The 14460-nt window shown below is 65.1% G+C and carries 12 protein-coding genes and 1 pseudogene; 3 read left to right on the forward strand and 10 right to left on the reverse strand.

What is annotated here, in order from left to right; translation table 11 throughout:
* Together IP90_RS08090 and IP90_RS08095 are read right to left on the reverse strand one after the other, a co-directional pair.
* On the reverse strand, positions 1-894 hold the full coding sequence (locus IP90_RS08090) for a crotonase/enoyl-CoA hydratase family protein (protein ID WP_144899098.1): 894 nt from the start codon (positions 892-894) through the stop codon (positions 1-3).
* Between the two features lie 145 nt (positions 895-1039).
* A complete protein-coding gene (locus IP90_RS08095; RefSeq protein WP_144899099.1) occupies positions 1040-2719 on the reverse strand; it encodes a long-chain fatty acid--CoA ligase in 1680 nt (559 codons plus the stop codon).
* Between the two features lie 163 nt (positions 2720-2882).
* Between IP90_RS08095 and IP90_RS08100 the strand changes: the two genes are divergently transcribed.
* Positions 2883-3356 carry a nuclear transport factor 2 family protein gene (locus IP90_RS08100; RefSeq protein WP_242007520.1) on the forward strand — a complete coding sequence of 158 codons (474 nt, stop codon included), beginning with the start codon at positions 2883-2885 and terminating at the stop codon, positions 3354-3356.
* A gap of 290 nt (positions 3357-3646) precedes the next feature.
* Here the strand turns inward: IP90_RS08100 and acnA are convergent.
* The 4 genes and pseudogenes from acnA to IP90_RS08120 form a co-directional block, all read right to left on the reverse strand.
* Positions 3647-6340, reverse strand: a pseudogene (acnA, locus tag IP90_RS08105) (aconitate hydratase AcnA); the annotation flags it as partial.
* Positions 6341-6506: 166 nt separating this feature from the next.
* A complete protein-coding gene (hflD, locus tag IP90_RS08110; RefSeq protein ID WP_199753428.1) occupies positions 6507-7109 on the reverse strand; it encodes a high frequency lysogenization protein HflD in 603 nt (200 codons plus the stop codon).
* Positions 7106-8254: a tRNA 2-thiouridine(34) synthase MnmA gene (gene mnmA, locus IP90_RS08115; protein WP_144899101.1), complete on the reverse strand. Its 1149-nt coding sequence runs from the start codon at positions 8252-8254 to the stop codon at positions 7106-7108. The genes hflD and mnmA overlap by 4 nt, the downstream gene beginning before the upstream one ends.
* Positions 8251-8715 (reverse strand): NUDIX hydrolase, encoded by a 465-nt coding sequence (locus IP90_RS08120; protein ID WP_144899102.1) that lies wholly within the window; start codon positions 8713-8715, stop codon positions 8251-8253. The genes mnmA and IP90_RS08120 overlap by 4 nt, the downstream gene beginning before the upstream one ends.
* Before the next feature lie 120 nt (positions 8716-8835).
* On the opposite strand from IP90_RS08120, the gene clpS reads away from it, so the two are divergent.
* Entirely contained in the window at positions 8836-9156 is a 321-nt protein-coding gene (gene clpS, locus IP90_RS08125; RefSeq protein ID WP_144899103.1) for an ATP-dependent Clp protease adapter ClpS, read from the forward strand.
* A 62-nt stretch (positions 9157-9218) separates the two neighbouring features.
* The gene (clpA, locus tag IP90_RS08130; protein ID WP_144899104.1) at positions 9219-11498 is read left to right on the forward strand and encodes an ATP-dependent Clp protease ATP-binding subunit ClpA; all 2280 of its coding nucleotides are present in this window, start codon (positions 9219-9221) and stop codon (positions 11496-11498) included.
* 67 nt (positions 11499-11565) lie between these two features.
* Here the strand turns inward: clpA and IP90_RS08135 are convergent, their stop codons facing one another.
* From IP90_RS08135 to IP90_RS08150, 4 genes are all read right to left on the reverse strand, one after another.
* Entirely contained in the window at positions 11566-12102 is a 537-nt protein-coding gene (locus tag IP90_RS08135) for a DUF4124 domain-containing protein (protein ID WP_144899105.1), read from the reverse strand.
* Positions 12102-12320, reverse strand: coding sequence for a translation initiation factor IF-1 (gene infA, locus IP90_RS08140; RefSeq protein WP_112926214.1), 219 nt, complete (start codon positions 12318-12320; stop codon positions 12102-12104). Before infA ends, IP90_RS08135 begins: the two co-directional genes overlap by 1 nt.
* Before the next feature lie 88 nt (positions 12321-12408).
* Positions 12409-13152, reverse strand: a complete 744-nt coding sequence (gene aat / locus IP90_RS08145) for a leucyl/phenylalanyl-tRNA--protein transferase (protein ID WP_144899106.1) — start codon at positions 13150-13152, stop codon at positions 12409-12411.
* A gap of 172 nt (positions 13153-13324) precedes the next feature.
* The gene (locus IP90_RS08150) at positions 13325-14452 is read right to left on the reverse strand and encodes a GNAT family N-acetyltransferase (protein ID WP_144899107.1); all 1128 of its coding nucleotides are present in this window, start codon (positions 14450-14452) and stop codon (positions 13325-13327) included.
* Positions 14453-14460 lie beyond the last annotated feature (8 nt).

Raw genomic sequence — 14460 nt, forward strand, 5'->3', positions numbered from 1 at the left:
TCAGGCCGTGGCCGCCGCCTGCTGCGGCAAGGCTTCGGCACGACGCTGCTGGGCACGGATCAGGCGCTCCATGGTGCGCAGGGCGCGGTCGTTGAGACGCATCGCCGCATCGACCCACTCGCTGGTCACCGCCAGCAGTTCGTCGAGCGTGACGGGATTGCAGGCCTGGCGGATCGCATTCATCGAGCGCAACGCATTGCCCATGCGCTTGTGCCTGCGGATCAGCTCGCGCGCGAAAGGCTGGCCCTCGCCCTTGGGCACGACATGGTCCACGACGCCCATCCGCAGCAATTCCTCCACCGGATAGACGCGCGCGTCGAGCATCATCCGCTCGGCCTGAGCGGGCGATACCCGGCGGGTCAGGAAGGTGTAGGCGCCCATGCCCGGGAACAGGTCGAACAGCACTTCCGGGAAGCCCATGCCGGTGCCTTCCTCGGCGATGATGGTGTGGCAGCACAGCGCAGCCTCGAAACCGCCGCCGAGCGCATCGCCCTCGATCACCGCGATGCTGTGCACGCGATCCTCGTGCAGCCGCGAGAAGTTGTAGGCGACTTCCACGCATAGCCGCGCATAGTCGAGCAGGCGGCCACGGTTGCCGCTGCGGATCAGCTGCGAGAACAGCGCCAGGTCGCCACCGAGGTTGAACACTTCGGCATCCGAAGCCAGCACGAGGTGGTGGATGCCTGCCTGCGGATCGCGATCGCTCGCCAGCTTGCGGCGGATGCGCTCCTGGCTGCGTTTCATTTCCTGCAGCAGCCGTTCGGAAAAGCAGGGGTGGTAGACCTGCGACGGCTTGGCGTGCATGTAGCACCAATCGCTCTGGCCGGATTCGTCAGTGACATGGCGGACCAGGGAGGAGTCAATGACGGCAGGAACGCATTCGAGCAGGGACATGGCGGAGCTCCGGACAAGTGGGTCATTGGGGACGGCGGGCAGGCAGACCTGCCGCGCCGATCCTACACCTGAACCAAAACTAAAGATGCAAGCCCCCGTCACGGCCGACGGGTGCCCCCGAAGCCGTTGTGGCGAAAACGGGATATCAGGGAGTTACGGGCGGATCGCGCAGTTCGCGCCGCAGGATCTTGCCCACGTTGGTCTTGGGCAGCTCCGTGCGGAACTCGACGTGACGCGGCTGCTTGTAGCCGGTCAGGTTTTCGCGGGCATGGGCCTTGATCTGTTCGACGGTCAGCGCCGGATCCTTCCTGACGATGACCACCTTCACCGCTTCGCCGGACTTCTCGTCGGGCACGCCGACGGCAGCCACTTCCAGCACGCCGGGCATCAGCGCGATCACGTCCTCGACCTCGTTCGGATACACGTTGAAGCCCGAGACCAGGATCATGTCCTTCTTGCGGTCGACGATGTAGAAGTAACCGTTCTCGTCCATCTTCGCCATGTCGCCGGTGTGCAGCCAGCCATCGGCATCGATCACGTTGGCGGTTTCCTCGGGGCGTTGCCAGTAGCCCTTCATCACCTGCGGACCCTTGATGCACAGCTCGCCCACTTCACCCATCGGCAGACGGTTGCCGTCGTCATCCTTGACGCAGGCATCGGTCGAGGAAATCGGCAGGCCGATGGCGCCGTTGTAGTCGGCCAGGTTGAGCGGATTGATGCAGGCGGCCGGCGAGGTTTCGGTCAGGCCGTAGGCCTCGACCAGGGTGACGCCGGTGATTTTCTTCCAGCGATCGGCGACCGCGCGTTGCACCGCCATCGCGCCACCGAGCGTCAGCTTGAGGTGCGAGAAATCGAGCTTGTCGAAACCCGGCGTGTTGAGCAGCCCGTTGAACAACGTATTGACACCGGTGATGGCGGTGAAGGGCACATTGGCCAGTTCCTTGACGAAGCCGGCCATGTCACGCGGATTGGTGATCAGGTAGTTCATGCCGCCGAACTTCATGAAGACCAGGCCGTTCGCGGTCAGCGCGAAGATGTGGTAAAGCGGGATCGCGGTGATGATGATTTCCTTGCCCATCTCCATGTTGGTGCCGATCCACGCCGACGCCTGCTGCATGTTGGCGACCAGGTTGCGATGGGTCAGGATCGCGCCCTTGGCCACGCCGGTGGTGCCGCCGGTGTATTGCAGGAAAGCGATGTCGCCGGGCTCGATGGCGACCTCGGGGAGCGTGTGGCGTTGTCCCAGCGCCAGTGCATCCTTGAAACGGATCGCATCCGGGATGTCGTAGTCCGGCACCATCTTCTTCACGTGCTTGAGCACGAAATTGACGATCGCCCCCTTGGGGAAACCGATCATGTCGCCGAGGCCGGTGGCGATGACCTGGGTGACGTCGGTATCGGCCAGTACTTCCTGCAGCGTGTGTCCGAAGTTGTCCAGCACCACGATCGCCTTGGCGCCGGAGTCCTTGAGCTGGTGGCGCAGTTCGCGCGCCGTGTACAGCGGATTGTGGTTGACCACCACCAGGCCGGCACGCAGGATGCCGAACGTCGCGATCGGGTACTGCAGGCAGTTGGGCATCATGATCGCGACGCGATCGCCCTTCTTGAGCTTCAATTCGCCGAGCAGGTAGGCGGCGAATTGCCGGCTGAGGCGGTCGATGTCCGCGTATGTCAGCGTCTTGCCGAGATTGCTGAAGGCGGGGCGGTCGCGGTAGACATCGAACGAGGAATCCAGCACCGAGACGATCGACGGAAACTCGTCGAGGTCGATTTCGGCAGGCACGCCGGGCGGGTAGCTGGACAACCACGGACGTTCGTTGCTCACGGCGTTTTCCCCTGTCATCTTTTGGCCTTTCCACCGGCGATGGACATCGTTCTCAACGATTGGAGCATAGGCCCCATGGGCTGGCAAGGCGGGTTGCAGCACTGCGCCGCCGCCTCGCGGGCATGTGCTAGCGTGCCCCCCGGTTTCCGCATTCATGACGCTCATGTCCCGTTCGCCATCGACCGCTCCGAAGCCATTCGTGCAGGCCCATCTGCGTATGTTGATCAGCACGCTGGTGATCGCATTCCTGGTCGCAGGGTGCGCGCGCGCACCGCCGGAGCAGGCCCTGCGGCAGTCGCTTGCGGAACTGCAGGAAGGCATCGAGGCGCGCGACGCCGACATGTTCGAGCGCTACCTGGCGGAGGATTTCGTCGGACCGGACGGTGTGGATCGTGACGGCGTCCGGCGCCTGGCCGCACTGCAGTGGATGCGACACCGCGCAGTCGGCCTCAACTTCGGTCCGCTCGACGTGAAGATCAGCGATCGGCATGCCACTGTCCGGTTCACCGCGGCGGCCACGGGCGGTTCGACGCGGATGCTGCCCGACACCGCCCAGGTCTACGAAGTGGAAACAGGCTGGCGCCTGCACGACGACGCATGGCTCATGACCAGCGCCGCCTGGAAACCGAAGCTTTGAGCCAGCCTCTGTAGAGCGGAGCTTGCTGCGCTGAGTTTCACTGCAGGCCTGAACTTCCCGTAGCGTGCGCTGCGTGCACGATTAGAACTGTCGATACGACGTGCGCATAGCACACGCCACAAGAAGACAGCGGAGCAGGGTCGACTCTACAAAGATGAGAGCAGATACGAAAAAGCGGCCTTGTGGCCGCTTTTTTTTTTCGATTGTCGCAAAAGCGATTACGCCGCCTTCTTCGCTGCCAGCTGCCGCAGCACGTACTGCAGCAAGCCGCCATGACGGAAGTATTCCACTTCCTTCGGCGTCAGCAGCAGCACCTTGACCTCGAAGGTCTTGCTGCTGCCGTCGGCCCGGGATGCGGTCACGGTCGCCGTCTTCGACGCACCGTCGTTCAAGCCGGTGATGTCGAAGGTCTCCGAGCCGTCCAGGCCAAGCGTCTGTGCGTTCTCGCCGTTCCTGAACTGGCACGGCAGCACGCCCATGCCGACCAGGTTGGAGCGGTGGATGCGCTCGAAGCTTTCCGCCACGACTGCCTTGACGCCAAGCAGGTTGGTGCCCTTGGCAGCCCAGTCGCGCGACGAGCCGGTGCCATATTCCTTGCCGGCGAACACCACCAGCGGCACGGCGTCGGCCTTGTACTTCATCGCAGCGTCGTAGATCGACAGCTTTTCCGGCGTCGCGCCCGCCTTGCCGTAGTACAGCGTGTTGCCCCCTTCCTCGCCGCCGAACATCAGGTTCTTGATGCGGATGTTGGCGAAGGTGCCGCGCACCATCACGTCGTCGTTGCCGCGACGCGAGCCGTAGCTGTTGAAATCGGCCGGCTGCACGCCCCGTTCCTGCAGGAAGCGGCCCGCCGGCGAATCCTTCTTGATGTTGCCGGCCGGCGAGATGTGGTCGGTGGTGATCGAATCGCCGAACAGGCCAAGCACGCGCGCGCCGTGGATGTCGTCGATGTTGCCGACGCTCATCGTCATGCCGTCGAAGTAGGGCGGGTTCTTGATGTAGGTGGAAGACGCATCCCACTGGTACGACTCGCCGTCCGGCGAGGCGATGTCGTTCCAGCGGCTGTCGCCCTTGAACACGTCGGCGTAATTCTGCGCGAACAGCTCCGGTCCGACCGTGGCGGCAATGGTGTCGCCGATTTCCTTGTTGCTGGGCCAGATGTCGCGCAGGAACACGTCCTTGCCGTTCTGGTCCTGGCCTATCGGCTGCGTGGTCAGGTCGATGTTGACCGTGCCGGCTAGCGCATAAGCCACGACCAGCGGCGGCGAAGCGAGGTAGTTCGCCTTCACTTCCGGATGCACGCGGCCTTCGAAGTTGCGGTTACCCGACAGCACCGAGGCGACCACCAACTCGTTCTCGGCGATGCCCTTGGACACCTCGTCCGGCAGCGGGCCGGAGTTGCCGATGCAGGTGGTGCAGCCGTAGCCGACCACGTAGAAGCCGAGCGCTTCCAGGTCGTCCAGCACGCCGGCCTTCTTCAGGTAATCGGTCACGACGAGCGAGCCCGGGCCGAGCGAAGTCTTGACCCACGGCTTGGCTTTCAGGCCGAGCTTGTTGGCGTTGCGCGCCAACAGGCCGGCGCCGAGCATCACCGCCGGGTTGGAGGTGTTGGTGCAGGAGGTGATCGCGGCGATCACCACCGAACCGTCACGCAGTTCGGCGTCCTGATCCTGGATACGGATCTTCGACACCGGCTCGGCGGCCAGGTGATCCGCCTGCGGCTGCGCGCCGCCTTCCTCCTTGAAGTCCTCGATCGCGCAGCCCGTGCGCGGCTTGCGGTGCGCGGTCAGCGGGCCGAGGTTTTCCCGGAAATTGGCATGCATGTCTTCCAGTAGCACGCGGTCCTGCGGGCGCTTGGGACCGGCCAGCGACGGACGCACGTCGGCCATGTCCAGTTCCAGCGTGGCCGAGTAGTCGGCGTGCGGAGACTGCGCGTCGTGCCACAGGCCCTGGGCCTTGGCATAGGCTTCGACCAATGCAATCTGATCCTCGCTGCGGCCGGACAGGCGCAGGTAGGTCAGCGATTCGGCGTCGATCGGGAAGATGCCGCAGGTGGCGCCGTATTCCGGGGCCATGTTGGAGATCGTCGCGCGATCGGCCAGCGGCAGGTGCTGCAGGCCGTCGCCGTAGAACTCGACGAACTTGCCGACCACGCCGAGCTTGCGCAGCATCTGGGTGACGGTCAGCACCAGGTCGGTACCGGTGGCGCCTTCCGGCAGTTTGCCGGTCAGCTTGAAACCGACTACCTGCGGGATGAGCATGGAAGACGGTTGGCCCAGCATGGCCGCTTCAGCCTCGATGCCGCCGACGCCCCAGCCGAGCACGCCGATGCCATTGATCATCGTGGTGTGGCTGTCGGTGCCGAACACGGTGTCCGGGAACGCCATCAGCACGCCGTCGACCTCACGTGCCATCACCACGCGCGCCAGGTTCTCCAGGTTCACCTGGTGGACGATGCCGGTGTTGGGCGGGACGACTTTGAAATTCTCGAACGCCTTCTGGCCCCAGCGCAGGAAGCCGTAACGTTCCTTGTTGCGCTGGAATTCGATCTTGCCGTTCAAGTCCAGCGCGTCGGGGCGGCCGAACACGTCGACCTGCACCGAGTGGTCGATGACCAGTTCGGACGGAATCAGCGGATTGATCTGCGAAGGCTTGCCGCCGAGCTTGGCGACCGCGTCGCGCATCGCCGCCAGGTCGACCACGCAGGGCACGCCGGTGAAGTCCTGCAGCAGTACGCGTGCCGGCATGAACGCGATCTCGGTGTCCGGCTCGGCCTTCGGATTCCAGCTGGCGACCGCTTCGATGTGCTCCTTGCCGACCGTGATGCCGCCGTCTTCGTGGCGCAGCAGGTTCTCCAGCAGGATCTTCATCGAATAAGGCAGCTTGGCCAGATCGAAGCGCTCGCCGAGTTTCGGCAGGCTGACGTAGGTGTACGACTTTCCGTTGACGTCGAGTCGGGCGCGGGTGGCGAAGGAGTCGGCCATGGAGGCTCCTGGCGATATGGCGGGGAGGGCGGGAGGAAAACACCGCGGTTAGCGCATCCATTATGCCGGAAGCCGCGCTGCGCCGCAGCTACGTCGATCGCTTCGCGGCGTCGCGCTTGCGCCGCTACCCGATGCTCAGCGCTGCGCAAGCTGTCTTCCGGATCGGTTATTCGCCCGCGGCTTCGAGCAGTTCGCGGCGGCGCAGCAACAGGTCCCAATAGCTGCCGCCGAGCTGCCGCCACAGCACCGCCGAGCGCAGGGCCGCCAGCAGGATCGAGCGGATTTCCGCCACCACGTTGGGCTGGCCGAGGTAATGCGGATTGCCCTGCACCATCACCCGCGGCCGCAACTGGCTGATGGTTTCGGCGTACAGGCTGCCGAGGCCGGCCAGGATATCGGGATGGGTACTGCCCAGTCGCTCTGCCGCAGGCGCCAGCGAAGCAATGCCACGCTGTACCTGCGCCACGGACTGGGCATCGCCGACGAAACGACGCTCGATCTGCATCACCGCCAGCGCCAGCTTGGGCAGCAGGGGATCGTCGATGCGGCTGCCGAGGTATTCGCGCACCAGTCGCAGCCCGGGACGCAGCGCGGCACCGTTGCCATAGATCGCCAATGGCGATTCGGCGTCGATCCGGAACACCGAGTCGATGGCGGTGGCGACCACGGCCGCGTCGGATTGTCCGGTTTCGGCGATGCGCCGTACCTGCTGCAGCGCCTGGGCCAGCCCAGCCAGCGCCAGTACGCGATCCTGCATCACCGGGCTCATGCGGCGTGGTTCCTTTCCAGATGGGGTTGTAGTTGCGATTCGAGTGCGGCATCGGTGGCCGCGATGACCGCGCCGCCGAGGCAGCGGTCGCCGTCGTACAGCACCAGCGACTGGCCGGGGGTGACAGCGCGCTGCGCACGCTGAAAGCGCACCTGTAGCGAGCCGTCTTCGCGGACGTCGACTTCGCAGGCTTCAGCGGCCTGGCGGTAACGGGTCTGCGCACTGCTGGCGAAACGCCGGGCTGGCGGATGGCCGTCGATCCAGTGTGCGGTTTCCGACCACAGGTTCTGCGACTGCAGCCATGGACTGTCGCTGCCCTGGTCGACGTAGAGCACGTTGCCGCCCACGTCCTTGCCGACCACATACCACGGTGCCGGCTCGAAACCGCGCACGCCGCCGATGTTGAGGCCTTCGCGCTGGCCGAGCGTGAAATAGAACACGCCAGGGTGGGTGCCGACGACGCGGCCGTCCGGCGTACGGATCTCGCCGTCGCGCGCGGGCAGCCAACGCGACAGGAACTCGCGAAAGTCGCGCTCGCCGATGAAGCAGATCCCGGTCGAATCCTTCTTCGCCGCCGTCGGCAGACCGGTCTCGGCGGCGAGGGCGCGCACGTCATGCTTGAGCCAGTCGCCGAGCGGGAACAGGGTCGCGGCCAGTTGCTCCTGGCCGAGCTGGTGCAGGAAATAGCTCTGGTCCTTGCCTGCGTCGGCAGCCCGCAGCAATGTCCAGCGACCATCGCGTTGCTCGATCCGCGCGTAGTGGCCTGTGGCGATGCGTTCGGCGCCCAGTTCGCGCGCCGCATCCAGAAAGTGCTTGAACTTGATTTCGCGGTTGCACAGCACGTCCGGATTGGGTGTGCGCCCGGCTGCGTATTCGGCAAGGAAGTGGGCAAACACGCCATCCCAGTATTCGCGCGAGAAGTCGCGGAAGTGGATTGGCAGGCCGAGGCGGCCGCAGACCGCCACGGCATCCCTGCGGTCGTCCTCCGCGCGGCAGTCGCCACTGCCGTCGTCGGCCCAGTTCTGCATGAAGAGCCCGGCGACGGCATCACCCGGATCGCGGGTTGCCTGGTCGCGCAGCAACAGCGCTGCGACGGAGGAGTCGACACCGCCCGATACGCCGACGATCGTGCGTGCGGCGATCATGCCAGTTGCCGGGCCAGATCCAGCGGATAACGACGTCCGGCCAGATAGTCGTCGACCACGCGCCAGACCAGTGGACTGCGATGGCTGGCCTGCCGCGCCTGCAACTCGGCCGGTGTCAGCCATAGCGCCTGGACGATGCCTTCGTCGAGCGGGCGTTGCGGATCATGGAACACAGCGTCCGCTGCGAAGGCGAAGCGCAGGTAATGGCGCTGGGTTTCGGGTGCCTTCCATTGGTAGGCGCCGACGAACGACGTCAGGCGTACGTCCCAGCCGGTCTCTTCGCGGGTCTCGCGCAGCGCGGCGTCGGCAAGACTTTCATCGGGCTCCAGGTGGCCGGCAGGCTGGTTGATCACCAGGCCGCCGTTGACCCTTTCTTCCACGCACAGCAGGCGGCCATCGTGCAGCACGACCGTCGCGACGGTCACGTCGGGCTGCCAGAAACGGCCTTCGCGATAGCTCATGCGCGCCGCTCTGCAGCCAAGATCGGGCCGGGCTTGTCTATTCGGATCATGGGCCTATTTTCCTTGGTCTGGCAGGTCGCGTCCACGACGCGCACGCGAACACGTTCGTATAATTGGGCCATGGCAAAGAAAACCGACCAGGATCGAGACCACGGCGTCATCGTCGAGACCGCCAAGCCCGAGACCGCCAGGCCGCCGCTGTATTCCGTCCTGTTGCTGAACGACGATTACACCCCGATGGATTTCGTGGTCGAGGTGCTGGTGAGCTTCTTTTCGCTCAGCCTGGATAAAGCGACCCAGATCATGCTGCATGTGCATACCCGCGGCCGCGGCGTATGCGGCGTCTACACCCGGGAGGTGGCAGAGTCGAAGGTGGCCCAGGTCAACGAGTTCTCGCGTATGCACCAGCATCCGCTCCTTTGCACGATGGAAAAGGCCTAGGATGGAAAAGGCCTGACGTCGTCCCCAGATAGGTCAGCAGTCGTAACGGAGGCATCCGCCCCATGTTCTCGAAAGACCTCGAACATACCATCGGCCAGTGCTACAAGCGCGCCCGCGAGGCGCGCCACGAGTACATGACGGTCGAACACCTGCTGCTGGCGCTACTCGACAACCCCTCCGCCGAAAGCGTGCTCAAGGCCTGCAACGCCGACTTCCCGCGCCTGCGCGGCGAACTCGAGCAGGCCATCGAAACTTCGGTCGCCCGGTTGAACGACGACGACGGCCGCGACACGCAGCCGACGCTGGGTTTCCAGCGCGTCCTGCAACGCGCGGTCTACCACGTGCAGTCTTCCGGCAAGAAGGAAGTCACCGGCGCCAACGTGCTGGTGGCGATCTACGGCGAGAAGGATTCGCACGCCGTCTACTTCCTCAACCAGCAGGACGTGACCCGGCTGGACGTGGTCAATTACCTGTCGCACGGCATCGCCAAGCTCGGCGAGGACGAGTCCGCGCAGGGCGGCGACGATGCCGCCAAGGCGGGCGAGGGCGAAGGCGAGCACAAGGGCGACGCGCTGAGCGAATTCGCCAGCGACCTCAACCAGCTGGCACGCGACGGCAAGATCGATCCGCTGGTCGGCCGCGCCGATGAGGTCGAGCGCACCATCCAGGTGTTGTGCCGGCGTCGCAAGAACAACCCGCTCTACGTCGGCGAAGCCGGCGTCGGCAAGACCGCGCTGGCCGAAGGCCTGGCCAAGCGCATCGTCGAGGGCGACGTGCCGGAAGTGCTGGCCGACGCCACGATCTACGCACTCGACCTGGGCGCGCTGGTCGCCGGCACCAAGTATCGCGGCGACTTCGAAAAGCGTCTCAAGGCGGTGTTGGCGCAGCTGAAGAAGCATCCCGGCGCGATCCTGTTCATCGACGAGATCCACACCATCATCGGTGCCGGTTCCGCGTCCGGCGGCACCATGGATGCGAGCAACCTGATCAAGCCGATGCTGGCGTCGGGCGAGCTGCGCTGCATCGGCTCGACCACGTTCCAGGAATACCGCGGCATCTTCGAGAAGGACCGCGCGCTGGCACGGCGCTTCCAGAAGATCGACATCGTCGAGCCCACCGTCGGCGAGACCGTCGAGATCCTGCACGGCCTCAAGCCGCGCTACGAACAGCACCATGGCGTATCCTACGCCGACGAAGCGCTGCAGGCGGCGGTCGACCTGTCGGTGAAGCACATCGGCGACCGGCTGCTGCCGGACAAGGCGATCGACGTGATCGACGAGGCCGGCGCTCGGCAGAGGCTGTTGGCCGAAGGCGTGCGCAAGCAGGTCATCGACGTCGAGGAAATCGAAACCATCGTCGCCAAGATGGCGCGCATCCCGGCCAAGCAGGTCAGTGCTTCCGACAAGGACGTGCTGCAGCACCTGGAGCGCAACCTGAAGATGGTGATCTTCGGCCAGGATCCCGCCATCGATACGCTGACCTCGGCGATCAAGCTGGCGCGTTCCGGCCTCGGTAATCCGGACAAGCCGATCGGTAATTTCCTGTTCGCCGGACCGACCGGCGTCGGCAAGACCGAGGTGACCAAGCAGCTCGCGCTGCAGTTGGGCATCGAGCTGGTACGCTTCGACATGAGCGAATACATGGAGCCGCATTCGGTCAGCCGCCTGATCGGCGCGCCTCCGGGCTACGTCGGTTTCGACCAGGGCGGCCTGCTGACCGAGAAGATCGTCAAGACGCCGCACTGCGTGCTGCTGCTGGACGAGGTGGAGAAGGCGCATCCGGACATCTTCAACATCCTGCTGCAGGTGATGGACCGCGGCATCCTCACCGACACCAACGGTCGCGAGGCCAACTTCAAGAACGTGATCCTGGTGATGACGACCAATGCCGGTGCGGCGCAGGCAGCACGGCGTTCGATCGGTTTCACCCAACAGGATCACAGTACCGACGCGATGGAGGTGATCCGGCGCAGTTTCAGCCCGGAATTCCGCAACCGGCTCGACGCGGTGGTGCAGTTCCAGGCGCTGGGCTTCGACCACATCCTGCGCGTGGTGGACAAGTTCCTGATCGAGCTGGAGATGCAGCTTCACGACAAGAACGTGACCTTGTCGGCGACACCGGCCGCGCGCGACTGGCTGGCGCATCACGGCTTCGATCCGCTGATGGGCGCCCGTCCGATGGCACGCGTGATCCAGGACAAGATCAAGCGGGCACTCGCCGACGAACTGCTGTTCGGCAAGCTGGCAAGCGGCGGACGCGTGAACATCGATGTGCGCGACGACGAGATCGTGGTCGACGCACAGGCCGAGCCGGAGAAACTGCTGCCGGCGACCGTCAGGTAATCGCATCGTTGCTGCGACACAAGAAAGCGGGCTTCGGCCCGCTTTTTTTATCCGCGAAGCAACGGCCTCAGCCGCAACGACCGGCGATGTTCCGTTTCAGTTCCGCCCTGGCATGCGACAGGTCCTTGCGTTCGGAAGCGTTGCGCTTCTGCGGGCCTGCTTCCTTTTCGGCTTTCTCTATCCGGTCGAGCGCCTTGTACCACTCGGTGCATTGCCGGGCATCGAGCAGTGCCTGCTCCTTGCGGGCCTTGTCGTTCTGCTGGGCGCGAAGGTACTTGCGGTTTTCCTCGACCTGCCGCTGCACGTCGGCCGGAGCAAGCGTGCGGTCGATGGGTACGGTCGCAGCAGGTACGCTGGGCCGGGTCGCGATCGGCGTCGCCGGCGCATGGCGCGGCAGCGTACGCGGGTCGCGCGGCGCGTTCGGCTCGGCGGGCGAAACCGTGCGGTAATCCTTCGCGCTGGTCGGCGGAGGGGTGTCGGTGTAGTGGGTGTTGCCGCTGGCGTCTTTCCAGCGATAGACCTGGGCCGAAACGATGCCGCAGGACAGGAGCGCCACGACCGGCAGCGTGGCCAGTGCGAACCTGCGGGTCCGCACGCCGGACATCACTTCATCCGGTAGGTGATGCGGCCCTTGGTCAGGTCGTAAGGAGTCATTTCGACCTTGACCTTGTCTCCTGTGAGGATGCGGATGTAGTTCTTGCGCATCCGCCCGGAGATGTGGGCGATGATCTCGTGGCCGTTCTCCAGCTTCACCCGGAACATGGTGTTCGGGAGGGTTTCGGAGATCGTGCCTTCGAATTCGATGACGTCGTCTTTCGCCATGCGTCCTTTGCTGCCTGAAGTGCCGGGCGTGGAAACGTCCGGAAGCCGCGCATTCTGCCACGCGCCGCCACTGCACGCAAAGAAAACGTTAAACGGCGGCGCGGGACAGGGCGTGTGCCGGCAACCGCCCGAAGCATTCCGTCCAGCGGCCTGTTGGCTGCGGGATTGAAACAAGGGTGGCGACCCGGGCGATGAAATCGCGCCGCGACCACGATTCGGCGCCCAGTCCCAGCAGGTGCGGACTCTCGACCTGGGCGTCGATCAGGGGCCAGTCCCAGCCGCGCAGGCGGTGGGCGAGGGCGGCCAGCGCCAGCTTCGAACCGCCGGACTCGCCACTGAACATGCTCTCGCCGAAAAACATCCGGCCGACAGCGACGCCATAGATGCCGCCGACCAGGCGCGTGCCGGAGAACACTTCCACCGAGTGCGCATGTCCCAGGTGGTGCAATTCGACATAGGCGGCCTGCATCGCGTCGGTGATCCAGGTACCGCGCTGGCCCGGCCGCGGCGTCGCGGCGCAGGCGGCCACGACCGCGGCGAACGCGGTGTCGGCGCGGACCTCCCAGGCCGACGACTTCAGCGATCGGCGAAAGCGCGACGACAGTTTCACCCCGTCGCTTCGAAACACCATGCGCGGGTCGGGGCTCCACCACAGGATCGGTTGGCCACGCGAATACCAGGGGAAGATGCCATGACGATAGGCATTCAACAGGCGGGCGGGAGAGAGATCGCCGCCCATGGCAAGCAGGCCGTCGGGCTCCTGCAACGCGCACTCGGCCGGCGGGAACGGCGACGCCGGATCCGGATCGAGTTGCGGGATGCGCAAGGCCATCCGCGGACGTTAAACCAGAAGCGCCAGCAACGGGATACTCTCCGATCCGTCATCCCGAATGCAGTGAGGGACCTGCAGTCGGTTGCGGCACGGAAGTGGATCCCCTGCTGCGTCCGGGACAACAGGCAACGCGGGGATGCGGAGTGAAACGAGGCAACAGCAGAGCAGCGGATCAGCCTGCGCCACGGAACGGCGAATGGCCGGCAAGGTTCGCCGCATGGCTACGCACCGACGTGGCTTCCTCCTCGCACCATCGTGCCAGTGGCTCGGCGAAGTCGGGATCGGCGATCCAGTGGCGACTGCGCACCAAGGTGGGCAGGAAGCCGCGCGCGATCTTGTGTTCACCCTGGGCGCCGGGCTCGAACCTGCGCAGGCCTTCGCGCAGGCAATACTCGATGCCCTGGTAGTAGCAGGTCTCGAAGTGCAGGCCCGGCAGTGGCCGCGCCGTGCCCCAGTAACGTCCGTACAGCGTGTCGCCGCCACGCAGGCACAGCGCGCCGGCGATGGTCTCGCCGGCATGGTCGGCGAGGAACAGCACCAGATCGTCGGCCAGGGTCGTGGCGAGATGGCGCAGGAAATCGAACGTCAGCGCCGGCGAATTGCCGTACTCGGCGAAGGTCTGCAGGTAGAAGTCGTACATGGCAGCGAGGTCGCCGTCGCTGGCGTCGCGGCCGTGCACGATGCGGAAGGTGACGCCGGCACGCGCTGCCTTGGCGCGTTCCTGGCGGATGTTCTTGCGGTGCTTGTGATCCATCGCCGCGAGGAAATCGCCGAAGTTCTCCCAGCCGGCATCGTTGCGCCAGTGGTACTGCACGTCGATGCGCGCCAGCCAGTCATCGCCAAAAGCGGCATCGTCGGTTCCGGCATGGAAGTTGACGTGCGCGGACGACAGGCCGGCCTCGCGCGTCCACCGCACGATCGCTGCCGGCAACAGACGCCGCGTTTCATCGTCGCACGCCAGCAGCCGCGGTCCGGTCACGGGCGAGTAGGGCACGGCGCACAGGTATTTCGGGAAGTAATCCTGGCCGTAGCGGGCATAGGCGTGCGCCCATGCGTGGTCGAAGACGAATTCGCCATGGGAATTGGTCTTGATGTAACCGGGTGCGGCGGCGATCAGTTCACCGCCGTCCCACAGGGTCAGGTGTCGCGATGTCCAGCCCCATTCCTCGCGCAGGCAGCCGTGTTGTTCAAGGCCGGAGAGGAACGCGTGGGTGATGAAGGGATTATGGCCATCGTGCAGCGCATCCCACACGGCCGGGTTGATGCCGGCAAGCTTTTCGAAGATGCGTGCGGTCGGCATCCGGATTT

The organism is Luteimonas cucumeris, from assembly GCF_007830035.1.
Taxonomy (GTDB): Bacteria; Pseudomonadota; Gammaproteobacteria; order Xanthomonadales; family Xanthomonadaceae; genus Luteimonas_C; species Luteimonas_C cucumeris.